General features: G+C 46.7%; 38 protein-coding genes and 1 pseudogene. 30 read left to right on the top strand and 9 right to left on the bottom strand.

Annotated features, from left to right (window positions below; translation table 11 throughout):
* The first annotated feature begins 194 nt into the window (after window positions 1-194).
* The 13 genes and pseudogenes from XZ46_RS05415 (at window position 195) to XZ46_RS31705 (ending at window position 8513) form a co-directional block, all read left to right on the top strand.
* Window positions 195-596: a fasciclin domain-containing protein gene (locus tag XZ46_RS05415; RefSeq protein WP_006621124.1), complete on the top strand. Its 402-nt coding sequence runs from the start codon at window positions 195-197 to the stop codon at window positions 594-596.
* Between the two features lie 99 nt (window positions 597-695).
* On the top strand, window positions 696-2849 hold the full coding sequence (locus XZ46_RS05410) for an NB-ARC domain-containing protein (protein WP_008048940.1): 2154 nt from the start codon (window positions 696-698) through the stop codon (window positions 2847-2849).
* A gap of 55 nt (window positions 2850-2904) precedes the next feature.
* A complete protein-coding gene (locus XZ46_RS05405; RefSeq protein ID WP_006621132.1) occupies window positions 2905-3819 on the top strand; it encodes a HindIII family type II restriction endonuclease in 915 nt (304 codons plus the stop codon).
* A gap of 12 nt (window positions 3820-3831) precedes the next feature.
* Window positions 3832-4647, top strand: coding sequence for a DNA-methyltransferase (locus XZ46_RS05400; RefSeq protein WP_006621133.1), 816 nt, complete (start codon window positions 3832-3834; stop codon window positions 4645-4647).
* 19 nt (window positions 4648-4666) lie between these two features.
* Entirely contained in the window at window positions 4667-5242 is a 576-nt protein-coding gene (locus tag XZ46_RS05395) for a WD40 repeat domain-containing protein (protein WP_008048943.1), read from the top strand.
* Between the two features lie 59 nt (window positions 5243-5301).
* On the top strand, window positions 5302-5565 hold the full coding sequence (locus XZ46_RS05390) for an AbrB/MazE/SpoVT family DNA-binding domain-containing protein (RefSeq protein ID WP_006621135.1): 264 nt from the start codon (window positions 5302-5304) through the stop codon (window positions 5563-5565).
* 57 nt (window positions 5566-5622) lie between these two features.
* Window positions 5623-5904 (top strand): hypothetical protein, encoded by a 282-nt coding sequence (locus XZ46_RS05385; protein WP_006621136.1) that lies wholly within the window; start codon window positions 5623-5625, stop codon window positions 5902-5904.
* Complete coding sequence (locus tag XZ46_RS05380; protein WP_006621137.1) at window positions 5892-6236, top strand: PIN domain-containing protein; 345 nt, start codon at window positions 5892-5894, stop codon at window positions 6234-6236. Before XZ46_RS05385 ends, XZ46_RS05380 begins: the two co-directional genes overlap by 13 nt.
* A 193-nt stretch (window positions 6237-6429) precedes the next feature.
* Window positions 6430-6849, top strand: coding sequence for a pepsin/retropepsin-like aspartic protease family protein (locus XZ46_RS05370; protein ID WP_006621139.1), 420 nt, complete (start codon window positions 6430-6432; stop codon window positions 6847-6849).
* 188 nt (window positions 6850-7037) lie between these two features.
* Window positions 7038-7220, top strand: a complete 183-nt coding sequence (locus tag XZ46_RS05365; RefSeq protein WP_006621141.1) for a hypothetical protein — start codon at window positions 7038-7040, stop codon at window positions 7218-7220.
* A 90-nt stretch (window positions 7221-7310) separates the two neighbouring features.
* Window positions 7311-7509 (top strand): annotated as a pseudogene (locus tag XZ46_RS05360) (type II toxin-antitoxin system HicB family antitoxin).
* A 96-nt stretch (window positions 7510-7605) separates the two neighbouring features.
* Window positions 7606-8250 carry a WD40 repeat domain-containing protein gene (locus XZ46_RS05355; RefSeq protein WP_008048950.1) on the top strand — a complete coding sequence of 215 codons (645 nt, stop codon included), beginning with the start codon at window positions 7606-7608 and terminating at the stop codon, window positions 8248-8250.
* Between the two features lie 41 nt (window positions 8251-8291).
* The gene (locus XZ46_RS31705; RefSeq protein WP_338085925.1) at window positions 8292-8513 is read left to right on the top strand and encodes an AbrB/MazE/SpoVT family DNA-binding domain-containing protein; all 222 of its coding nucleotides are present in this window, start codon (window positions 8292-8294) and stop codon (window positions 8511-8513) included.
* Window positions 8514-9019: 506 nt separating this feature from the next.
* On the opposite strand, the gene XZ46_RS05350 is transcribed toward XZ46_RS31705, so the two are convergent.
* Together XZ46_RS05350 and XZ46_RS05345 are read right to left on the bottom strand one after the other, a co-directional pair.
* Entirely contained in the window at window positions 9020-9343 is a 324-nt protein-coding gene (locus XZ46_RS05350) for a Txe/YoeB family addiction module toxin (protein WP_006621146.1), read from the bottom strand.
* On the bottom strand, window positions 9333-9620 hold the full coding sequence (locus XZ46_RS05345; RefSeq protein WP_006621147.1) for a type II toxin-antitoxin system Phd/YefM family antitoxin: 288 nt from the start codon (window positions 9618-9620) through the stop codon (window positions 9333-9335). The genes XZ46_RS05350 and XZ46_RS05345 overlap by 11 nt, the downstream gene beginning before the upstream one ends.
* A 150-nt stretch (window positions 9621-9770) precedes the next feature.
* Here XZ46_RS05345 and XZ46_RS05340 point away from each other — a divergent pair, with 150 nt between their 5' ends.
* The 7 genes from XZ46_RS05340 to XZ46_RS05310 all read left to right on the top strand — a co-directional run bounded on the left by XZ46_RS05340 (window position 9771) and on the right by XZ46_RS05310 (window position 12074).
* On the top strand, window positions 9771-9983 hold the full coding sequence (locus XZ46_RS05340) for a hypothetical protein (RefSeq protein WP_006621148.1): 213 nt from the start codon (window positions 9771-9773) through the stop codon (window positions 9981-9983).
* Window positions 9984-9988: 5 nt separating this feature from the next.
* Window positions 9989-10243, top strand: a complete 255-nt coding sequence (locus XZ46_RS05335; protein WP_006621149.1) for a pepsin/retropepsin-like aspartic protease family protein — start codon at window positions 9989-9991, stop codon at window positions 10241-10243.
* A gap of 198 nt (window positions 10244-10441) precedes the next feature.
* On the top strand, window positions 10442-10624 hold the full coding sequence (locus XZ46_RS05330) for a hypothetical protein (protein ID WP_006621151.1): 183 nt from the start codon (window positions 10442-10444) through the stop codon (window positions 10622-10624).
* Window positions 10625-10714: 90 nt separating this feature from the next.
* On the top strand, window positions 10715-10915 hold the full coding sequence (locus XZ46_RS05325; protein ID WP_006621152.1) for a type II toxin-antitoxin system HicB family antitoxin: 201 nt from the start codon (window positions 10715-10717) through the stop codon (window positions 10913-10915).
* 96 nt (window positions 10916-11011) lie between these two features.
* Window positions 11012-11278 carry a WD40 repeat domain-containing protein gene (locus tag XZ46_RS05320; RefSeq protein ID WP_006621153.1) on the top strand — a complete coding sequence of 89 codons (267 nt, stop codon included), beginning with the start codon at window positions 11012-11014 and terminating at the stop codon, window positions 11276-11278.
* A 254-nt stretch (window positions 11279-11532) separates the two neighbouring features.
* Complete coding sequence (locus tag XZ46_RS05315; RefSeq protein ID WP_006621155.1) at window positions 11533-11784, top strand: ribbon-helix-helix domain-containing protein; 252 nt, start codon at window positions 11533-11535, stop codon at window positions 11782-11784.
* Window positions 11784-12074 (top strand): type II toxin-antitoxin system RelE/ParE family toxin, encoded by a 291-nt coding sequence (locus tag XZ46_RS05310; RefSeq protein WP_006621156.1) that lies wholly within the window; start codon window positions 11784-11786, stop codon window positions 12072-12074. The genes XZ46_RS05315 and XZ46_RS05310 overlap by 1 nt, the downstream gene beginning before the upstream one ends.
* Here XZ46_RS05310 and XZ46_RS05305 read toward each other — a convergent pair.
* Window positions 12044-12391: a hypothetical protein gene (locus XZ46_RS05305; protein WP_006621157.1), complete on the bottom strand. Its 348-nt coding sequence runs from the start codon at window positions 12389-12391 to the stop codon at window positions 12044-12046. The two genes, XZ46_RS05310 and XZ46_RS05305, sit on opposite strands and share 31 nt — an antisense overlap.
* Before the next feature lie 89 nt (window positions 12392-12480).
* Here XZ46_RS05305 and XZ46_RS05300 point away from each other — a divergent pair, with 89 nt between their 5' ends.
* Together XZ46_RS05300 and XZ46_RS05295 are read left to right on the top strand one after the other, a co-directional pair.
* The gene (locus tag XZ46_RS05300) at window positions 12481-12750 is read left to right on the top strand and encodes a WD40 repeat domain-containing protein (protein WP_006621159.1); all 270 of its coding nucleotides are present in this window, start codon (window positions 12481-12483) and stop codon (window positions 12748-12750) included.
* 59 nt (window positions 12751-12809) lie between these two features.
* Complete coding sequence (locus XZ46_RS05295; protein WP_008048960.1) at window positions 12810-13013, top strand: AbrB/MazE/SpoVT family DNA-binding domain-containing protein; 204 nt, start codon at window positions 12810-12812, stop codon at window positions 13011-13013.
* A gap of 124 nt (window positions 13014-13137) precedes the next feature.
* Here the strand turns inward: XZ46_RS05295 and XZ46_RS37480 are convergent, their stop codons facing one another.
* The 5 genes from XZ46_RS37480 to XZ46_RS33875 all read right to left on the bottom strand — a co-directional run bounded on the left by XZ46_RS37480 (window position 13138) and on the right by XZ46_RS33875 (window position 14574).
* Complete coding sequence (locus tag XZ46_RS37480) at window positions 13138-13263, bottom strand: hypothetical protein (protein WP_257720189.1); 126 nt, start codon at window positions 13261-13263, stop codon at window positions 13138-13140.
* Window positions 13264-13455: 192 nt separating this feature from the next.
* Window positions 13456-13668: a DUF2283 domain-containing protein gene (locus XZ46_RS05290; protein WP_006621162.1), complete on the bottom strand. Its 213-nt coding sequence runs from the start codon at window positions 13666-13668 to the stop codon at window positions 13456-13458.
* A complete protein-coding gene (locus tag XZ46_RS05285) occupies window positions 13656-13871 on the bottom strand; it encodes a hypothetical protein (RefSeq protein ID WP_006621163.1) in 216 nt (71 codons plus the stop codon). Before XZ46_RS05285 ends, XZ46_RS05290 begins: the two co-directional genes overlap by 13 nt.
* A 112-nt stretch (window positions 13872-13983) precedes the next feature.
* Window positions 13984-14310, bottom strand: a complete 327-nt coding sequence (locus tag XZ46_RS05280; RefSeq protein ID WP_006621164.1) for a hypothetical protein — start codon at window positions 14308-14310, stop codon at window positions 13984-13986.
* A 96-nt stretch (window positions 14311-14406) separates the two neighbouring features.
* Window positions 14407-14574: a hypothetical protein gene (locus tag XZ46_RS33875; protein WP_157883424.1), complete on the bottom strand. Its 168-nt coding sequence runs from the start codon at window positions 14572-14574 to the stop codon at window positions 14407-14409.
* Between the two features lie 163 nt (window positions 14575-14737).
* Between XZ46_RS33875 and XZ46_RS05275 the strand changes: the two genes are divergently transcribed.
* The 4 genes from XZ46_RS05275 to XZ46_RS05260 all read left to right on the top strand — a co-directional run bounded on the left by XZ46_RS05275 (window position 14738) and on the right by XZ46_RS05260 (window position 15952).
* A complete protein-coding gene (locus tag XZ46_RS05275) occupies window positions 14738-14938 on the top strand; it encodes a type II toxin-antitoxin system HicB family antitoxin (RefSeq protein ID WP_006669828.1) in 201 nt (66 codons plus the stop codon).
* Window positions 14935-15144 (top strand): type II toxin-antitoxin system HicA family toxin, encoded by a 210-nt coding sequence (locus tag XZ46_RS05270; RefSeq protein ID WP_006621167.1) that lies wholly within the window; start codon window positions 14935-14937, stop codon window positions 15142-15144. The genes XZ46_RS05275 and XZ46_RS05270 overlap by 4 nt, the downstream gene beginning before the upstream one ends.
* Window positions 15145-15305: 161 nt before the next feature.
* Window positions 15306-15548: a hypothetical protein gene (locus tag XZ46_RS05265; protein WP_006669829.1), complete on the top strand. Its 243-nt coding sequence runs from the start codon at window positions 15306-15308 to the stop codon at window positions 15546-15548.
* Window positions 15548-15952 (top strand): type II toxin-antitoxin system VapC family toxin, encoded by a 405-nt coding sequence (locus XZ46_RS05260; protein WP_006621170.1) that lies wholly within the window; start codon window positions 15548-15550, stop codon window positions 15950-15952. The genes XZ46_RS05265 and XZ46_RS05260 overlap by 1 nt, the downstream gene beginning before the upstream one ends.
* A 349-nt stretch (window positions 15953-16301) precedes the next feature.
* Here XZ46_RS05260 and XZ46_RS28285 read toward each other — a convergent pair whose 3' ends face one another.
* Complete coding sequence (locus XZ46_RS28285) at window positions 16302-16493, bottom strand: phage integrase N-terminal SAM-like domain-containing protein (protein WP_071533523.1); 192 nt, start codon at window positions 16491-16493, stop codon at window positions 16302-16304.
* A gap of 236 nt (window positions 16494-16729) precedes the next feature.
* Here XZ46_RS28285 and XZ46_RS05250 point away from each other — a divergent pair, with 236 nt between their 5' ends.
* From XZ46_RS05250 to XZ46_RS05235, 4 genes are all read left to right on the top strand, one after another.
* Window positions 16730-16960 carry an addiction module protein gene (locus XZ46_RS05250; RefSeq protein WP_006621173.1) on the top strand — a complete coding sequence of 77 codons (231 nt, stop codon included), beginning with the start codon at window positions 16730-16732 and terminating at the stop codon, window positions 16958-16960.
* Window positions 16957-17247 carry a type II toxin-antitoxin system RelE/ParE family toxin gene (locus XZ46_RS05245; protein WP_006621174.1) on the top strand — a complete coding sequence of 97 codons (291 nt, stop codon included), beginning with the start codon at window positions 16957-16959 and terminating at the stop codon, window positions 17245-17247. Before XZ46_RS05250 ends, XZ46_RS05245 begins: the two co-directional genes overlap by 4 nt.
* A gap of 523 nt (window positions 17248-17770) precedes the next feature.
* Window positions 17771-18043 (top strand): hypothetical protein, encoded by a 273-nt coding sequence (locus tag XZ46_RS05240; protein WP_006669830.1) that lies wholly within the window; start codon window positions 17771-17773, stop codon window positions 18041-18043.
* Window positions 18040-18405, top strand: coding sequence for a clan AA aspartic protease (locus XZ46_RS05235; RefSeq protein WP_008048963.1), 366 nt, complete (start codon window positions 18040-18042; stop codon window positions 18403-18405). Before XZ46_RS05240 ends, XZ46_RS05235 begins: the two co-directional genes overlap by 4 nt.
* The last annotated feature ends 410 nt before the right edge of the window (window positions 18406-18815 follow it).

The raw sequence follows: 18815 nt of genomic DNA, 5'->3' as shown, positions 1-18815 counted from the left end.
CTGACTATGGTTGCAGTAGCAAATTGTATACCTGGTGGCTAGTAGCCGTAGTCCGATGATATCATTATATCAAACTTCCTATCATTTCCGCATCCGCCCGTCCCCCGTTGGTGGTTGCCAAGCTGAATTTTAGCTCCAATTTAGTCTAGGATTAAGTGGAAATTGTTATTTTCGAGTTGGGGAAATTAGGATAAATGGCGGATATTGTAGATATAGCAGTGAGTGCCGGGTGTTTCACCACCTTGGTGGCAGCCGTACAGGCAGCGGGATTAGTGGAAACCCTGAAAACTCCCGGTCCTTTTACCGTTTTTGCGCCCCATGATGATGCTTTTGCGAAACTCCCCCCCGGAACTGTTCAGACCTTAGTGCAGAACCCACCCCAGTTAGCGCGGATTTTAACATATCATGTCGCTGCTGGCAAGTTCCTGAAGGCAGACCTAGAAAAACTGGATTATTTAACTTCGGTGGAAGGTGCGCCTATTTCTCTGAATTTTACCGAGGGATTTGAGGTGAAAAATGCCACAGTTATCAACCCGGATATTGAAGCAGACAATGGCGTGATTCATGTCATTGATACAGTCATTTTAATGGGGTGATATTCCCAGTTACCAAGACCGGAAAAATCCCCGCCCACCCCCCAGGTTTAAGTAGACAATCAAGGCAGTTGTAGTCAGTGCATTCGTGGCAGGATAACCATGGATTTAAATAGGTTGATTCTTTTGAATAGTCCGCTATTGGGGGGAACCGCTTTGTTGGGGTTGGGTGCTATTGTCACCGGAGCATTAAGCGGACCTGTTTTAGCCCTGGGGACTAATGTTACCTATGGCTTAATTGCTAACAACCTAGGCACATTAATAGACCGATTACGCAGCCAGAGTAGCGATGTGCTGCGGAATGAAGATATCGCCAAAGCCGCCGGACGCACCGTAGCCAAAGCCTTGACGGAAAAAATCAGCCCCAAGTATCCCGATATTCGGAAGTCCTTAGATAAATTGGGCGACAATATCGAGGGTTATTGGGTGGAATGGGCCGAACAAGCCCAAACCCTGAACCTGTTTGAAACCCTCCAAGAACAGCAATTATATCAGATTTTCTGCCAACCACCGGAGCAGTTTACCGAGTATCAGGTTCTACCGGAACCGGAATGGCGGGAGGTCGTCACCTGGTTATTCCAACAGGGATGCGAGAAGGGGGTTTTGGGGGATACCCCGGAGAGTTATCAAGATGTCATCACCGACTTGGCGGCGGAATTAGCCACTAACTTCAATAAACACTTGCGCCAAGTCCTGAAAGACGATGCCAACAACGGCGGGAAAGCCTTTGTGGGGATGTTATTTGACCTGCATGGGGCGACTTTGGCGAAAGTTGAGGAGATTCGGGACTATTTACCGCAACTGGCGACCTGTGAGGATATGCGCCGGGTATTGGCTGCCATTGCCCAATTACAACGCCCCAGCCAACCCGCACCCGCGACCCCTTGGCACGGTTTAGGGGCTGTGGATACGGTTCCCCAACCTCCCCCTCATTTTCTCCCCCGTCCAGAAGATATTGCCGCTTTAAAAGAACGACTTTTGACCCCCAACCATCAAACCCTAGTGATGACCGGACAGGCGCAGAAAGTGGGGGTGCAGGGGATGGGAGGACTAGGGAAAACGGTGTTAGCGGCAGCCTTAGCCCGGGATAACGAGGTGCGGCGACAGTTTCCCGATGGGATTATCTGGCTGACGGTGGGGATTAACCCGGACTGTATCGCCTTATATCAACGCATTGCCGAAGCCTTGGGGGAAACCAGTGCCTATCAGGAAGGAGAACCCCAGTGGAATGCCTATCTCTCCAATCTGTTGCGGGAGAAACGCTGTTTATTGGTTCTCGATGATGTGTGGTCACAACGGGAAGCCGAGCGATTTGTGGAGGTGTTGGGGCGTGACTGTCGCCTGTTGCTGACGACGCGGGATGCCCGGTTAATTGCCGGGTTGGGGGCGAATGGCTATGAGTTGGGGATGCTGGATGAGACCCAATCGCGACAATTATTAGCCAATTGGGCGAGAGTCCCTGTCGAAATGTTACCCCCAGAAGCGGAGGCGGTGCGGAAACATTGCGGAAATTTGCCCTTAGCCTTGACCTTGGCTGGGGCGCAAATTGGCATGGGCAACAATTGGGCGGATTTGCTGACGGCGTTGGATGCGGCGGATTTGCACTATCTCGACCCTTCCGAGGGCAGTATTTATAAAGTCCTCAAAACCAGTGTGGAGCAGTTAGCCGCACCCTTGCGACAGGCGTATTTAGACTTAGGGATTGTGGCAGCGGATGTGCAAGTGTCGGAGGCGGCGTTAGTCAAGTTGTGGGGACGGCGGGGGGATATGCCGGACTATCGGTTGCGGCAGTGGTTGACGGAGTTGGCGCAACGGGCCTTAGTGATTGTGTCGGGGGAGTCGCCCTCGCGGTGGATGTCGTTGCATGACGTGCCGCAGAAGTATTTACGGGAACAGGTGCAGAATCCGGCGACGTTGCATCGAGACTGGTTGCGGAGTTATGGCGGCGGCCAGTTTCCCTGGACGGGGGCGGAGGTGGCGGCAGAGGTTTATCTGTATCGGCAGGGGCTTTATCATTTCCGAGAAGCGGGGGAAATAGCAGCGTTTCGGCGGTTGTTATGGGATTTTGATTGGTTACAAGGGAAGTTAGAGGCAACGGATAGTCGGGCGTTGTTGGCAGATTTTGAGGCGGTGACGGTTGGGGAGAGTCGGGACAGTGGGCTGAAGCGGCTGGAAGGGGCGTTGCGGTTATCGGCTCATGTGTTGGAGAAGGATAGCAGTCAGTTGGCGGGGCAGTTATTGGGGCGGTTGTTGTGATTTTCTCACTGATGTTAAGATAATCATGCAAACAACAGAATTAAGGTGATTTTAAATGACTCAAGTAATTTCAGAAGATGCTATAAAAAGGCGAGAACAGTGGATTCAAAAAATCAAAAATCTGAGCGGAAGATTTGGGGTCAATGTGGAAAGCGTAGAAAACGAATTGAAAAGAGAAATAAAACAATTTGGCTCAGATGTATTGATTGATCATTTGCGACTTTGTGGCAATATTCCCGAAGAATATAAGCATGACTCCAGTGAAGAGAAATTATACTCAAAGTACACGGACAGCCTTTTATCTTTTACATATAACGAAATGGGGCTGACCAGTATTGTTTTAACGGAAAAGTCCAATTCAGCAGACGTTGAAGCAGTTGCGAAAAACTATAGCTTCGTTGCGGACGCTAAAGTCTTTAGACTCAGTAGAACAGCTAAAAATCAAAAGGACTTCAAAATTCAAGCACTGGATAATTGGAAAAGAGGTAAACCCTATGCAATGGTAGTTGCCCCAATTTATCAATTGCCAACTCGAAAAAGTCAAATTTATGAGCAAGCATCAAGTAGAAATGTTTGTATTGTAACTTATTCACATTTGTCCCTATTTGTTAACTATGCAAGAAGAGAAGGTAAATCTAAAGCAGAGGAGTTACTCAACCAAATTTTTACTACAATTCCTGCATTAAATCCTTCTACAAGTGCGGTTGATTATTGGTTGGCTGTAAACAAGACAATTTTGAGTTTTTCAAGTATCATTGATGAGCTTTGGAAATTGGAGAAAGAAGCAGCTACTGAATCGACAAGGATTGCCAAAAATGAAGGAATCAGATTTTTGGCTTCTGAGCGGGAAAAAATCATGAGAATGAACCGTGAAGAAGCTGTGATGGAACTGATTAAAGTTAGCAAAATAGATAGTAAAATTAACAAAATTCAGTCTATTAGTGATAGTAATTTATTTGCAATCAAATAAGGTGAATTAATCATGGTTGATGTTAATCAGATTATTAAAGGAAATTGTATCGAAGTGATGAAGTCCTTTGATGAAAATTCAATTGACTTAACTATCACCTCCCCTCCTTACGATAATTTAAGAAAATACAAAGGATATACTTTTCCTTTTGAAGAAATAGCACGGCAATTGTATCGTGTGACCAAGCCAGGTGGTATTGTTGTTTGGATAGTTGGCGATGCCACTATCAAAGGAAGTGAAACTGGTACAAGTTTTAAGCAAGCTCTTTATTTTAAAGAAGAAATTGGCTTTAATCTTCATGACACAATGATTTTTCAAAAATCTAATCCCATACCACAGATTTATAGGAAAAGATATAATAACATTTTTGAGTATATGTTTGTTTTCAGCAAGGGAAATGTCAAAACCCATAATCCCATAAAAATTGATTGCTTACACGCAGGACTTGAACTCCATGGAACTACTTATAAAAATTATTCTAGAGGCAAGCAAAAGCGGGGGAAAATGGCCCACCCGGTCAAAAATCAAAAGATAAAAGGTAATATTTGGGAATATGTTGTTGGCAAAAAATCAGAAGATCAAGAAGCAAAAGATCATCCGGCTCCCTTCCCTTGTGCCCTGGCTTGTGACCATATTAAATCCTGGACAAATCCAGGAGAAATAGTGCTTGATCCAATGTGTGGAAGCGGGACTACTTGTAGATCTGCATTTCAACTTGGAAGGCAATATATCGGGATTGAAATTAGTCATGAATATTGTGAATTGGCAAGAAAACGGATTCAAAAAATTGAAGCGCAGCCCAGATTACCCATATTGGATTTAGAATAATAAAGCACATGAAAATATATTGAATTGTTCGGTTTTTTCGTTATCCAAGAATACCACCCTGAAACTATGGTATTTGGCGACGGGGACGGAACTGGCTACCCTCACCGGGCATAGTCGCGGGGTAAATGCAGTAGCGATCGCCCCCGACGGGTTCCGAGCGGTCTCGGCATCGTCGGATAACACCCTGAAACTGTGGGATTTGGAGAGGGGGAGGGAACTGGCTACCCTCAGAGGGCATAGTAGCGTGGTAAATGCAGTAGCGATCGCCCCCGACGGGTTCCGAGCGGTCTCGGCATCCATGGATAAAACCCTGAAACTGTGGGATTTGGAGAGGGCGACGGAACTGGCCACCCTCAGAGGGCATAGTTGGTCGGTAAATGCAGTAGCGATCGCCCCCGACGGGAAACGAGCCGTCTCTGCATCGGATGATAAAACCCTGAAACTGTGGGATTTGGAGACGGGGGAAGTGTTAGCCACCTTCACCGGGGAAGGTGCGATGGAGTCCTGTGCCGTTGCACCGGATGGGGTGACGGTGGTGGCGGGGGATAAGTCGGGTCGGGTGCATTTTCTGCGGTTGGAGGGGTTGAGGGGTTAATATCACTGTGGACTCTCTAATTTTGTTAGAATTACCGAAATATATCAACTGATTCACTCATGGAAATTGCCAAAGTCTCCGAAACCGGACAGATTATCATTCCACCAGAAATGCGGAAAATCTATAGCTTGGACGTGGGGACAGAAATCATCTTGACGGATACAGGCAAAGGGATTTTAATTCAGCCCAAACCGCCTTTTTCTCCTACTACTTTAAATGAAGTAGCGGGATGTTTGAAGTATCAAGGTTCACCCAAAACCTTAGAGGATATGGAATCTGCTATTAGCCAAGGCATTCAGGAGCAATGGCATGATTGCAGTTGATACCAATATTGTAGTTCGGCTTCTAGCCTTGTAAAATGCTATTCAAAACATCAAACTATGCTAGACATAACCCTAAACTGGAAACCAGACCCCCAAACCTTGACCCAACTGGTACAGGTCGCCATCCAAGAACAGAAAAGTTTAGAAACTCTCCTCGATGAGGCGATCGCTCAGTATCTACAAGCAAATTTAACCCCTAACCCCCTTTCCCCATCCCCCACTCCCCCCGACCCCTTTCTCACAGGTCTCTATGACGGTAGTGCCGAACTTTCTACCGAAGCAGAAGCCATCCTCACCGCAGAAATTCAATCCGCTTCGGGTTTATCATGGAAAAAATAGGGGCGATCGCTGATACTGGATTTGTAGTTGCCTTGCTCAATCGCAAAGATCGCCAGCACGTTGCTGTTGCCACAATTTATCAACAGCACCCAACCATTGCCCTTCCCCAACCTGCACTAACCGAAATTGCTTATTTATTGGGGCGAGATGCGGGAATTCCTACCGTAGTTCAATTTTTGCGTTCCCTCGACAACAGCCGATTTAAAGTCATTTCAGGGAAAGAGAGTCAACCCTATAATGGAGAAGCACATTTCCCGGAGCCCACTCTATGTTACTCAGCGAACTGTTACCTACCGTTAATCAGTTATCTCATCAAGATAAACTTCGACTGATCCACTTTCTCCTCTTGGCAGTCGCTAAGGAGGAAGGGTGTAGCCTAGAACTAACCGGAGAAGTTGACTCAGCGAATGAGTTGCTCCAGCAGCTTGCATCGACTGAGGCAGTGGTATGGTCGCCGCAAACAGATAGCGCATCTGTTCAGGCTTTGTCGGATCTTCTGGTGGCTGCAAAGGAAGGTAGCATCTAATGCTTGATGGACAACGATATTCATTCACTGAACGCATTGATAGTTTTGGGCGATCTGCCATCATGCCCTATTTACCCTTGACGCTCACGTTAGGCGATCGCTCTGTGGACGTGACTGCGTTGCTAGATACAGGCGCAAGTGTCAATGTTTTGCCCTACGAAATCGGTTTACAACTAGGAGCAATCTGGGAAAATCAGACGGTTTCAATCCCCTTAAGCGGTAATTTGGGTCGGAGCGATTCACGAGGTTTGGTTGTATCTGGTGCGATCGCTCAGTTTCCTCCCGTGCTACTTGCATTTGCTTGGACTGAATCGAGAGATATACCCGTTATTCTTGGACAAATGAACTTCTTTGCCGAGTTCAACGTATGTTTTTATCGACACGAGTCGGCTTTTGAAGTTTGCCCGAAGGATAGATGAAATCAATCAACTTATTCGTGAGGGATTTGTGGTAGTTGCCGACTTAACCTATTCCGAAAAACAACAAGCAAAATTTGTGGCAAAATAGATTGCTTGATAGGCAAAAACTCAAAATATGCCAGCAACAAAGTACCTGTTACAGCAATCAATTAATTGAGACCCTTGCAGAAACTTACGGAAGGTAAACTATGACTCAACAAGTTCCCGAACCCAATGCCGAGTTACTATCCGCCGATGATGTTCATCAAGATGTGATGACCCTAACAACGGCATTAGAACAGCGCCATGCTGAACGCCAAGCCTATCAGATTTTATCCCGACCCGATATCCGTAATTTACGCTCATCGCATCCTATCCAAGGGAATTTGTAGTACAGAAGAGGAAGCCAGAGAACGCGCCCTGAGCATTTTAATCGCTGAAGGTTGAGAAAGCGAGTTTCAAATAGCCATTAGAGACAAACCATTAAAATTAAAGCAATCATTTGGCACGAAAAAGATGTTTGGTGCGGTTCAGTCCCCGCCCTTCCCGGTTGCCACACCTGGGCATCCAGTGAGGAAGAATTGTTAGTTATGCTCGCAGATGCTGTTCAGGGTTGGCTCGAAGTTGCCAGCAAAGAACCAGAAATCACCCCAGAAAAAACTGATTGAATTGTCTTTATGAAGTCCATTAGGGTTAGGGATAATTGAGAGATTTGAGGGTTGATGGTAGCTCCTCAATTCTAGCCAATCTGCATCAACGGCGATCGCACCGGGTGAAATGGCGATCGCACCACGGGAAGCCATGGGAGGACATAGTAACCGGGTAGAAGCAGTAGCGATCGCCCCCGACGGGAAACGAGCGGTCTCGGCATCGTCGGATAAAACCCTGAAACTGTGGGATTTGGAGACCGGGACGGAACTGGCCACCCTTACTGGGCATAGTTGGTCGGTAAATGCAGTAGCGATCGCCCCCGACGGGTTCCGAGCGGTCTCGGCATCCATGGATAAAACCCTGAAACTATGGTATTTGGCGACGGGGACGGAACTGGCTACCCTCACCGGGCATAGTCGCGGGGTAAATGCAGTAGCGATCGCCCCCGACGGGAAACGAGCGGTCTCGGCATCCATGGATAAAACCCTGAAACTGTGGGATTTGGAGAGGGCGACGGAACTGGCCACCCTCAGAGGGCATAGTTGGTCGGTAAATGCAGTAGCGATCGCCCCCGACGGGAAACGAGCCGTCTCTGCATCGGATGATAAAACCCTGAAACTGTGGGATTTGGAGACGGGGGAAGTGTTAGCCACCTTCACCGGGGAAGGTGCGATGGAGTCCTGTGCCATTGCACCGGATGGGGTGACGGTGGTGGCGGGGGATAAGTCGGGTCGGGTGCATTTTCTGCGGTTGGAGGGGTTGAGGGGTTAATATCACTGTGGACTCTCTAATTTTGTGAAAATTACCGAAATATCTCAACTGATTCACTCAGGGAAATTGCCAAAGTCTCCGAAACAGGACAGATTATCATTCCACCAGAAATGCCGAAAATCTCTAGCTTGGAGGTGGGGACAGAAATCATCTTGACTGATACAGGCAAGGGGATTTTAATTCAGCCCAAACCGCCTTTTCCTCCTACTACTTTAAATGAAGTAGCCCGCTGTTGGAAGTATAACGGTTCACCCAAAACCTGAGAGGATATGGAAGCGGCTATTAGCCAAGGCATTCAGGAGCCATGGCATGATTGCAGTTGATACCAATATTGTAGTAAGATATTGGGTGGGGTGGGTTAGGCGCGAGACTATTTTCAGCCAAAATAGTGATCTCAAATCGCGCCGTAACCCACCGGCACCCTCTGTTTTCCCCTAAAATAGCGGTGGGTGCGTCCGCTCTAGTTTTGCTCTAACATCTCGTCAAAAACCCGCACCCACCCTACGAAGAGTGATTTTTAGCTCAACCGTAAGATATTGGGTAGGGTGGGTTAGGCGCGAGATAATTTTCAGCTAAAACAGTGAATCTCAAATCGCGCCGTAACCCACCACCCTCTGTTTTCCTTGACAATAGCGGTGGGTGCGTCCGCTCTAGTTTTGCTCTAACATCTCGTCAAAAACCCGCACCCACCCTACGAAGAGTGATTTTTAGCTAATGTAATGACAATTACATTTTACCCCATTTTGTCTCAAGAGCCATTATTTTCAGTTTAATCTGATTGATAATGATAACGTGCTTGTAAAAAATAAACCTTATTTCCTGTTACTTTGTAAACTAAACGATGCTCTAAATCAATGCGTCTTGACCAAGTATCTGCGGCAATATATTTTAGCGGTTCAGGTTTTCCTAACCCGGTAAACGGTTCACCATCAAGGATATCTGCGACTAAATCTAGGATTTTATCTCCTTTTTTGGGTTCAGTGCGATACCACCAAGCTAAATCTGCTTTAAAATCAGGACTAAATACAGGAAAATAACCTGAAATATGATCGTTAGGGGTTTCATTGGCTTGTTTTTTCTTTTTAGGACTCAATTCCTAACTCCTCTTTTAATTCATCTACCGTTTGAGGAGTTGCGGTGCTATTTTCTGACCATTCTAAAGCACGAAATAAACGTTTTGCATTTTCGGGCGATCGCAGTAAATAGACACATTCTAATAAACTCTCTAGCTCATCTTCGGCAATTAACGCCACATTTTTCTCATTGGGGCGCTTAATGACCACAATCTGACGCTGATCACACACTTCATCCAAAATAGTGGCTAAATTCATTCTCGCTTGAGAATAAGTGGTTTCTTTGCTTAACATCATTTTTGCTAGATAACTTCTACAACATTATTGTACAATACTAAGGGGTTCTTGATCCACTAATTCTGGTAAACTTCGATACTGATTCAGCCCGGCCATAAAATCACAACTGTCCCATCTAACCCCCTGTCAAAATCACTCCTTTTTCAATTTATGATGACCCTTACAGAACTACTCCCAGCCATTAAACAACTTTCACCCCTTGACAAAATTAAACTGATTCGTTTGTTGGCTGAAGAAATGGAATCACGAGAAAAAATTGCCCCTTTAGAACCCGGTAAAGCCTATAATTTACCAACTCCTTACAATAGTTTTGGTGCGGGGGCGATTCTGATGCAGGTCATAGAATCCAGTGATGAGGCTTAATGACAATGCGATTTTTTTACTCTACCACTGATTCATCTCAAAATGAATTTGATAGCCTGCCGCAAATCCCCATGATTATTCGGCGAGAGGGTCATACGGTTGAAGCCATTGGATTAGTTGATAGTGGTGCAACGGTAAACGTTATGCAATTAGATATGGGACAACAATTAGGGGCTGTCTGGGAAGACAACAAGGCAATCATTCAACTGACTGGTAATTTAGGAAAGCAACCCGCGATACCTTTGTTGGCAATGGTTTAAATTGGCGATATTCCACCGATTCAGTTGGTGTTTGCTTGGACAAAAAACCTCGATACATCTCTGATTTTAGGACAAACAAACTTTTTTATGGAATTTGAGGTGTGTTTTTACCGTTCCCGGATGGAATTTGAGGTTAAACCTAAGTTTCTATAAACGGTAGGGCGTGCATAATTCCTATCTGAAACCGGAAGGTAAACTATGACTAAACAAGTTCCCGAACCCAATGCCGAGTTACTATCCGCCGATGATGTTCATCAAGATGTGATGACCCTAACAACGGCATTAGAACAGCGCCATGCTGAACGCCAAGCCTATCAGATTTTATCCCGACCCGATATCCGTAATTTACGCTCATCGCATCCTAGCCGGGGGAATTTGTAGTACAGAAGAGGAAGCCAGAGAACGCGCCCTGAGCATTTTAATCGCTGAAGGTTGAGAAAGCGAGTTTCAAATAGCCATTAGAGACAAACCATGAAAATTAAAGCAATCATTTGGCACGAAAAAGATGTTTGGTGCGGTTCAGTCCCCGCCCTTCCCGGTTGCCACACCTGGGCATCCAGTGAGGAAGAATTGTTAGTTATGCTCGCAGATGCTGTTCAGGGTGGGCTCGAAGTTGCCAGCGAAGAACCAGAAATCACCCCAGAAAAAAAACTGATTGAATTGTCTTTATGAAGTCCATTAGGGTTAGGGATAATTGAGAGATTTGAGGGTTGATGGTAGCTCCTCAATTCTAGCAAATCTGCATCAAGGGCGATCGCACCGGGTGAAATGGCGATCGCACTACGGGAAGCGATGGGAGGACAGAATAACGGGGTAGAAGCAGTAGCGATCGCCCTGGACGGTAAATTTGCTATTTCCAGTTCATGGGATAACACTTTAAAAGTATGGAACTTAGAGACAGGTACAGAAGTAGCTATGTTTCTTGGAGAAGCGGAGATGAGTTCCTGCGCCATTGCACCGGATGGGGTGACGGTGGTGGCGGGGGATGAAGGGGGGCGCGTGTATTTTCTGCGGTTGGAGGGGTTGAGGGGTTGAGAAATGGGGTTGCTTAACCCGATTGGGGTGAGGCGGCAAAGGTTAGGGCAGCCACCGGGTTTCTTTCCCTGCATCCGAATCACCAACCCGACCGCTATAATGGCAAAAAGAAACCTCTGGAAAACAGGATGCCAATCACCTTAAACAAAGGACAAGAAAAATTATCACCCAGTAGGGGCGAAAAATTTTTCGCCCCCAAACCCATCAATTCCATAACCTGATTTCTCAATTAATCTGTATTGAAGTGAGCCACCATGAGTTTATCCCTTACGCCAGAAACTGAACAACGCATTGCCCATACCCTCAATCAGGGACAATACCGTTCCGCTGATGAAGTGATATTAGCCGCCTTAGAACTCCTAGAGAAACGAGAACAATATTTAGCCGAACTCCGCCAGCAAATCGAAATCGGGTCAAGCCAAATTCAACAAGGAAAAGTTACCGATGGAGAACTGGTGTTTAGTCGTCTGCTCAACGGTTTACAGCAACAGATAGAGGATTCCTAATGGGGACTTATTCATTCTCTGATGCTGCTCTAGCTGACTTGGAGACCATTTCTGTATCCCTATCGGAAATAAACCCAGACTTAGCTATTAGATTTTTTGAAAAAGTCCGGGATAAATGCCGTCAGTTTGCTCAATTTCCCAATATGGGCAAAAACTACAGTCACATCAAGACAAATCTCCGAGGTTTGATTGTGGAAAATCACATCATATTTTACTTCCCTCGACCTGACGGTATCGATATTGTTCGCATCATTAATGGTTATCGAGACCTAGAATCATTGAATATCTGAAAATCTACAACCGGGTTTCTCCGATTAGCTTGGAGAAAAACCGGCAACTCCCAGCCACCCGGGTTCTGGGCTGTGGTGGTCGGTTGGCGATCGCCCTGTTGGGGTTGGGGATGGCGGATAAAGGTTTCATCGTCAATACAGCCATAGTATTGCGCCAGGGAATTATCCTCGTTTCCAGAGGTGCTTTCTACTGTGGGTGTTGCTTGTGGAAAAGGCGGCGGAGTTGGCTGTAAAGATTCTACCAAGAGTTTGAGCAATACCCAGCGATCGCCTGGAGGTAAATCTAAGACTTGTTTTGGCAATTGTTGGAAGGTCATTAGGGTTAGCGATAATTGAGAGATTTGATGGTTGATGGTAGCTACTCAATTCTAGCAACTCTGCATCAAGGGCGATCGCACCGGGTGAAATGGCGATCGCACCACGGGAAGTCATGGGAGGACATAGTAACGGGGTAGAAGCAGTAGCGATCGCCCCCGACGGGTTCCTAGCGGTCTCGGCATCCTGGGATAACACCCTGAAACTCTTGGATTTGGAGACGGGGGAAGTGTTAGCCACCTTTATCGGGGAAAGTGGTGCGATGAAGTCCTGTGCGATCGCACCGGATGGGGTGACGGTGGTGGCGGGGGATGGGTCGGGGCGGGTGTATTTGCTGCGGTTGGAGGGGTTGAGGGGTTAATATCACTGTGGACTATCTAATTTTGTTAGAATTACCGAAATATATCAACTGATTCACTCATGGAAATTGCCAAAGTCTCGGAAACAGGACAGATTATCATTCCACCAGAAATGCGGAAAATCTATAGATTGGACGTGGGGACAGAAATCATCTTGACTGATACAGGCAAAGGAATTTTAATTCAGCCCAAACCGCCTTTTCCTCCTACTACTTTAAATGAAGTAGCCCGGTGTTGGAAGTATAACGGTTCACCCAAAAACTGAGAGGATATGGAAGCGGCTATTAGCCCAGGCATTCTGGAGCCATGGCATGATTGCAGTTGATACCCAATCTGGGAAAAAGTTACCATTATGTATGGGTAGACTGGCGGGGTTTCCCTTGAGATGGCTACAGGATTTTGGCTCCGGTCAGAGGAGAAATTGTCGAAATATGGCGAGTTTTACATGGCAGACAAGACCGAGAAGAATGGTTGAGCGATTGATGGCGAGGAAGGATGAAAATAGCTGCAGCCATTCTAACCCCAGATGCGATCGCTTTGTTAATCAGGTTTGGGTGAGAAGGCAAAGGTTAGGGCAGCCACCGGATTTCTGGGGTCTAGGTTGCTGGGACGATTTTATCAAAGCTTTAACCTAATGTTGGGAAATTGTCCCCTGATGTTTCCAGAAGGCAAAATAGTAGATACCAGCCCGAGCCATGACCACAAACTTAGAGTGCTACTGTTTCAAAGGCAATGCGTAGGGGATTATCAGAATGCGGTAAAAAGTTGAGCTTTTCAAACCCAATCACTTGCCCCTGTTGGTCCTTCATTAAAATCACCTCATCCCCCGTTTCTTCCGCTTCCACCTCATCTTGAGGATTACCAAACCAGACAACAAGTGTATTGCCGGTGCGGTCATAGAATACTTTTACTTCTGCCATAATTGCTCTCCTTCCTTAATAGCACTGGTTCGATAGGCTGTAATTAAAAATCCTTCTCCATTTAAGCGTCTAGTCACCGCACAAACCCAACGTTTTGTACCATCATTACGGTAGAATAGGTAAACCTGAGCATCAGTGTTACTAAGACGAACTTCGTCTGGGTCGCTTAATGTATTTTGTACCTCGGTCAAGCGGTTGATCATGATTGGATGCTTAACGGTGACAATAAACTGCCAATACTCGGCAGTTGTGCGAACACAGAAGCCAAGAGGGGGGACGATTTCAAAGAGGATTTCAGGATTCGATCAGGAATCATCATTCATAAACCGATTCGGCGATCGCCACATTCATCGAAAAATTCGCCCCCACATCAAAGGTGGGGTCAATACCAATCAGATCCACCTTCGTCCGCCTCGGCTCATCAATCCCCTCAATCTCCTCCCACACCCACTCCGTCCGGGGCGTAGAAAGCAGATGCAGGTTATGGGGGTCGTCGGTGGGTTGCTGACTCATAAAAACACCAGAGACCGCACAGCCCATTATAGCCCCTTCCCCAACCCGAACCTGACATCCAGCTAAAGCATCGGAATGACTGATAATTTCTTCCCAAGTTCCCTTGATTTCTAGCGGTTTTGCCGTCATAGAATATCTCGCTCAATACTAGGATTGAATTGATTATAGACTGCTTCTAACGATCAGACCCTGGAACTGTGGTGGAACTTAGCAACAGGTAAACCATTAGCCACCTTTACCGGGAAAGCGTTGAGGGGTTGAGAAACGGGGTTGCTTAACCCGATTGGGGTGAGGCGGCAGATGGAGCGATCGCACCGGGTGAAATGGCGATCGTATCCTAGCCAGGGGAATTTGTAGCACAGAAGAGGAGGCCATAGAACGCGCCCTGACCATTCTGATAACTCAAAGTTGAGTGGAGAAAAGAAACCGGGTTTCTTAATCAGATTTGGGTGAGGATGCAGAGATTGTCGCAGAAACCCGGTTTCTGGGATGATCGGTGGGTGATACGTTAATGGATGGGCTAAAATCTTGATTAGATAGCCATTAGAGACAAACCATGAAAATGAAGGCAATGATTTGGCAAGAAGATGATGTTTGGTGCGGTTCAGTTCCTGCCCTTCCGGGTTGTCACACCTGGGCATCGAGTTATGAAGAGTTGTTAGAAATGCTTGCTGATGCGGTTCAGGGTTGGCTAGAAGTAGCCAGTGAACAACAAGAAGTCACCCCAGAAAAACAGTTAATTGAGTTGTCTTTATGAAATCGATTTCGGGGAAAGCACTCTGCAAAATTGTGGAGCAACAGGGTTGGCAACTCAAACGAATCACAGGTAGCCATCATATTTATGCCAAAGAGGGTGTGGCAGTTATTCTGTCGATTCCAGTTGATAGCGATCGAGATTTACCGACTGGAACATTAAAAGGTATTCTCAAAGATGCTGGGATGACAGAGGACGACCTGCAATAAACCTCGGTGGGGTTGAGAAACCGGGTTGCTTAATCAGATTTCGGTGAGGATGCAAAGATTGTCCGAGAAACTCGATTTCTTTCTGCAATAGTCGGTGGGTTGTCGGTGGGTGTGGGAGTGTGATAAAATATATTCGAGGGATAAATTGAGGAAAATCACCGATGCAAATTACCATAGACCTACCGCCCGACCTTGAACAAGACCTCATTCGTAAAGCCACACAATCTAATATTCCCCTGCCTACTTTAATTCTGCAAGTTTTACGCCATCAAATGCAAACGCCACCGATTTCAAATTCTCAATGGTCAGAGGCGATTTTGTCTTATCAAGGAGTCCCTGATTTCCCCGCTTTCGAGTCCTATCGGGATGAATTGCTTCCCCCTCGCGAAGAGAAACTATTTTGATGCAATACCTCCTCGATACCTGTGTCATCAGTGACTTCATCAAAGGCGAACCGGGTACTCAAGGCAGAATCCAGCAAACCGCCCCAGTTAACATTGCTGTTTCCTCAATTACAGTGATGGAACTCAACTATGGTTTAATCCTCAATCCACAGCGGGCAGAAAAAATCAAACCGATTATTCTCAGTTTTCTGTCTTCTGTGACGATTCTCCCTTTCACAACCGCTGAAGCTGAAAAAGCGGCTGAAATTCGTGCCATACTCAAATCTCAAAGACAGCCAATTGGGGCTTATGATGTCTTGATAGCCGCCACTGCACTGCAACATCAACTGATAATGATTACCGCCAACCAACGAGAATTTAATCGCGTTGTGGGTCTTAAAACTGAGAATTGGCGACAGACCTAGATGGGGGTTAGAAACCGGGTTTATTAATCGAATTTCGGTGAGGATGCAAAGATTGTCATAGAAACCGAGTTTCTGTGGTCTAAGTGGCTGGGATGATTTGCTCAAAGCCTTAACCTGATGATCGGCGATCGCCCTCTGGCGTTTCCAGAAGGTAAAAGAGTAGATACAGCACCCCAGGAGCTAGATATGACACTCAACGAACTCTGGTGCTCAGGGATTCATCAACTCAACCCCCCCACCACCAGACCCAGAACTCCAACCCGCTAACTTTCCCAACGAGGGCTATTGGCTGGTTGCGGTCTTTGATCGACACTTCAGGGCGATCGCACCGGGTGAAATGGCGATCGCACTACGGTAAGCCATGGGAGGACGAGGCGCGGACTTCTGGCGTTCCCATCTGTCTGGGGTGGCGTTTTTGGTGAAACAAGATGAAGTCTTGGATGTAATCGAGATAGGAGTTCTCGGTTTTGCGACTGAGATGCCGGGATGGCTTGGCGGAGGCGATCGAGAAGTTGGGACGGTTGAGACACTTCCATGGCAAACTTGCGCTAAAAGGCGACGAAAAGGGGTGTTATCCCGCACCGGCGCGATAATACCCATAATATCGGAGTTAGACCGCCAATGCTTGACAACACCCTCCAGAGGCGAGTTATCCTGCAATTGCGGTCTAGTAAATAGTTAGCCGGCAATGAATCCCTCGAAAGCAGTTTTTGGGGACAGATTACCTAGTTTGATACAATTCATTTAGGATTGAGCCTTCTACGAGGGATTGGGATTATGCGGTCAATTGAGCAACTGACTGAGGAAATATTGTCTCTGCCTAGCGAATCAAGAGCACTTCTGGCAGACAAGTTAGTAGAAAGCTTGGAGTTCGACACTGATTCAGCAATCCAGACATTTTGGGTAACTGAAGCCAAGCGCCGGAGAGATGAGGTAAGAGATGGCTCTGTTCAACCAATTTCAGGCGAAGATGCTTTAGCGCAAGTTAGACGGCTGATTGAGCCATGAGGTATGTATTTCATCCTCAAGCGCTGAATGAATACGCTGAGGCGGTTCAATACTACACAGAGCAGCGAGTTGAGGCGGCTCAAGCGTTCATAAACGCAATTGAGGATACAGTTTATCGGATCGGGGAGTCTCCAACCCGTTATGCTGCAATTGATGAAGATGTTCGGCGGTGTATGGCGCGTAAGTTTCCTTATGGTATTCTCTACACAATTGAGCAAGACTACATTCTGATTTTGGCGGTCATGCATTGCAGTCGTGAGCCTGGATACTGGAAAAGCCGCAAATAATTGAAGTTGTCATCTGCCTAACACTGCACTGCAACGGACGGAATGGAGATCCTGGTTTAGTCCCAAAGGTTATCTGCCGCCGTTGAGCTTCACCGTTAAATCTTATTAAGCTGGGAATGTGATGTTTTTGGAGACAATGCCTACTTTTTAACAACATTGGCAGAATCAGGGAAGTATACCCGCTTTCCAAGAGCGCGATCGCACTATGCTCAATCTACCTGAGAGCCGCGATCATCGATAGAATGGGGATAAAGTTCTGGGTAGAGTGGCAATGACTGAGTTGCTGGATCGTGCGATCGCCTTTGTTACAAGCCTTACCTGAAAGTGAGCAGAATGCGATCATCGTTGGGAACCAGCGATACTGCCCAAGGAGGGAGTGTAAGGCCTGCATCGGGGGCGTAAGTCATCCGTAGAGGCATCTGCCGTTGAGTTGGGAAGCCCCGTCCCCTTATGGGCGGAGTAGTTCACTTGTAAGATATTATGAAGGGGAACAAAGAGATGCCTAGCGATTAGGAGCCAGTGTATGCAAGCAATTCTGTTAAGCCGCGAGCAGGTTGGGCATCGAGCAAAGCAACTGTACGAGGGTGGAATCCGTCAAAAGGTCGAAATTGACGAGAATATTGGCAAGATGGTCATCATCGACATTGAGACAGGTGACTATGAGGTCGATAAGACTGGCTTGCAGGCCTCTCGCAATCTGAGTAAGAAACATCCAAATGCTAGACTCTTTGGCATTCGGATTGGATACAATGTTGCCGTCTCCTTTGGTGGTGTCATGGAGCGTGTTTACAAGTGATTTCTGGGATTTTAACAGATACACACGCAACGGTCGCTCTAACGTTCTTATTACCAAATGGCTCAACTGTTTCTATCGAATTTGTCATCGATACAGGATTCACAGGAGAATTGTGCCTTCCGCTAGAAGCAGTTTCACTGATGGGTTTAACCTTTAGACACGATACTTTTGCAAATTTAGCAGATAACAGCGAAGTATCACTCCCCCTTTACGAAGCGGTTGTCCTTTGGGATGGTACGGAGCGGGATGTTTTGGTCATTGCGACAGGAAGGCGACCTCTGCTTGGAACCGCTTTGTTAGATGAACAAGAGTTGGTGATTCAGTTTATAGAGGGTGGATTGGTGACGATTGACGAGTTGTAAGGGCTTGTCGGTGCGTGACAGTGCAGGCTAACAATTCAAATGCAGCGGACGGACAAAAGCTGCTGGTGCTAAGTTTGAGGTTGTCTGCCGCCGTTGAGCTTCACCGTTAAATCTTATTAAGGTGGGGATGTGATGTTTTTCGAGACAATGCCTACTTTTTAACAACATTGGTAGGATCAGGGAGGTCTACCCCCTTTCCAAGAGCGCGATCGCACTATGCTCAATCTACCTGAGAGCCGCGATCATCGATAGAATGGGGATAAAGTTCTGGGTAGAGTGGCAATGACTGAGTTGCTGGAGCGTGCGATTTGCATCAAGATTGGGTCATCAAGCGATGCGTCGTTTTGTATCCAACATGACACCTAATACGGTTCAAGTTGAGCCTCTCATTCCAGAGGACTTAGTACGGG

Origin of the sequence: Limnospira indica PCC 8005, from assembly GCF_000973065.1 — a bacterium.
Lineage (GTDB): Bacteria > Cyanobacteriota > Cyanobacteriia > Cyanobacteriales > Microcoleaceae > Limnospira > Limnospira fusiformis.
Note: the sequence above shows the minus strand (reverse complement) of the source record. Positions and strands in the feature narration are given on the sequence as shown.

Coding starts and splice junctions, on each gene's coding strand:
- XZ46_RS05380 (WP_006621137.1), top strand. CDS start 5,892: ATGGAAAAAATAGGGGCGATCGCTGATACTGGATTTGTAGTTGCCTTG.
- XZ46_RS05385 (WP_006621136.1), top strand. CDS start 5,623: ATGCTAGACATAACCCTAAACTGGAAACCAGACCCCCAAACCTTGACC.
- XZ46_RS33875 (WP_157883424.1), bottom strand. CDS start 14,574: ATGGTCAGGGCGCGTTCTATGGCCTCCTCTTCTGTGCTACAAATTCCC.
- XZ46_RS05345 (WP_006621147.1), bottom strand. CDS start 9,620: ATGATGTTAAGCAAAGAAACCACTTATTCTCAAGCGAGAATGAATTTA.
- XZ46_RS05335 (WP_006621149.1), top strand. CDS start 9,989: ATGCGATTTTTTTACTCTACCACTGATTCATCTCAAAATGAATTTGAT.
- XZ46_RS05300 (WP_006621159.1), top strand. CDS start 12,481: ATGGCGATCGCACCACGGGAAGTCATGGGAGGACATAGTAACGGGGTA.
- XZ46_RS05275 (WP_006669828.1), top strand. CDS start 14,738: ATGAAAATGAAGGCAATGATTTGGCAAGAAGATGATGTTTGGTGCGGT.
- XZ46_RS05290 (WP_006621162.1), bottom strand. CDS start 13,668: ATGGCAGAAGTAAAAGTATTCTATGACCGCACCGGCAATACACTTGTT.
- XZ46_RS05250 (WP_006621173.1), top strand. CDS start 16,730: ATGCGGTCAATTGAGCAACTGACTGAGGAAATATTGTCTCTGCCTAGC.
- XZ46_RS05295 (WP_008048960.1), top strand. CDS start 12,810: ATGGAAATTGCCAAAGTCTCGGAAACAGGACAGATTATCATTCCACCA.
- XZ46_RS05405 (WP_006621132.1), top strand. CDS start 2,905: ATGACTCAAGTAATTTCAGAAGATGCTATAAAAAGGCGAGAACAGTGG.
- XZ46_RS05315 (WP_006621155.1), top strand. CDS start 11,533: ATGAGTTTATCCCTTACGCCAGAAACTGAACAACGCATTGCCCATACC.
- XZ46_RS05410 (WP_008048940.1), top strand. CDS start 696: ATGGATTTAAATAGGTTGATTCTTTTGAATAGTCCGCTATTGGGGGGA.
- XZ46_RS05365 (WP_006621141.1), top strand. CDS start 7,038: ATGACTCAACAAGTTCCCGAACCCAATGCCGAGTTACTATCCGCCGAT.
- XZ46_RS05390 (WP_006621135.1), top strand. CDS start 5,302: ATGGAAATTGCCAAAGTCTCCGAAACCGGACAGATTATCATTCCACCA.
- XZ46_RS05265 (WP_006669829.1), top strand. CDS start 15,306: ATGCAAATTACCATAGACCTACCGCCCGACCTTGAACAAGACCTCATT.
- XZ46_RS05240 (WP_006669830.1), top strand. CDS start 17,771: ATGCAAGCAATTCTGTTAAGCCGCGAGCAGGTTGGGCATCGAGCAAAG.
- XZ46_RS05400 (WP_006621133.1), top strand. CDS start 3,832: ATGGTTGATGTTAATCAGATTATTAAAGGAAATTGTATCGAAGTGATG.
- XZ46_RS05310 (WP_006621156.1), top strand. CDS start 11,784: ATGGGGACTTATTCATTCTCTGATGCTGCTCTAGCTGACTTGGAGACC.
- XZ46_RS05325 (WP_006621152.1), top strand. CDS start 10,715: ATGAAAATTAAAGCAATCATTTGGCACGAAAAAGATGTTTGGTGCGGT.
- XZ46_RS05320 (WP_006621153.1), top strand. CDS start 11,012: ATGGCGATCGCACTACGGGAAGCGATGGGAGGACAGAATAACGGGGTA.
- XZ46_RS05330 (WP_006621151.1), top strand. CDS start 10,442: ATGACTAAACAAGTTCCCGAACCCAATGCCGAGTTACTATCCGCCGAT.
- XZ46_RS05245 (WP_006621174.1), top strand. CDS start 16,957: ATGAGGTATGTATTTCATCCTCAAGCGCTGAATGAATACGCTGAGGCG.
- XZ46_RS37480 (WP_257720189.1), bottom strand. CDS start 13,263: ATGGCTGCAGCTATTTTCATCCTTCCTCGCCATCAATCGCTCAACCAT.
- XZ46_RS05305 (WP_006621157.1), bottom strand. CDS start 12,391: ATGACCTTCCAACAATTGCCAAAACAAGTCTTAGATTTACCTCCAGGC.
- XZ46_RS05355 (WP_008048950.1), top strand. CDS start 7,606: ATGGCGATCGCACCACGGGAAGCCATGGGAGGACATAGTAACCGGGTA.
- XZ46_RS05340 (WP_006621148.1), top strand. CDS start 9,771: ATGATGACCCTTACAGAACTACTCCCAGCCATTAAACAACTTTCACCC.
- XZ46_RS05270 (WP_006621167.1), top strand. CDS start 14,935: ATGAAATCGATTTCGGGGAAAGCACTCTGCAAAATTGTGGAGCAACAG.
- XZ46_RS05285 (WP_006621163.1), bottom strand. CDS start 13,871: ATGATCAACCGCTTGACCGAGGTACAAAATACATTAAGCGACCCAGAC.
- XZ46_RS05415 (WP_006621124.1), top strand. CDS start 195: ATGGCGGATATTGTAGATATAGCAGTGAGTGCCGGGTGTTTCACCACC.
- XZ46_RS05370 (WP_006621139.1), top strand. CDS start 6,430: ATGCTTGATGGACAACGATATTCATTCACTGAACGCATTGATAGTTTT.
- XZ46_RS05280 (WP_006621164.1), bottom strand. CDS start 14,310: ATGACGGCAAAACCGCTAGAAATCAAGGGAACTTGGGAAGAAATTATC.
- XZ46_RS05260 (WP_006621170.1), top strand. CDS start 15,548: ATGCAATACCTCCTCGATACCTGTGTCATCAGTGACTTCATCAAAGGC.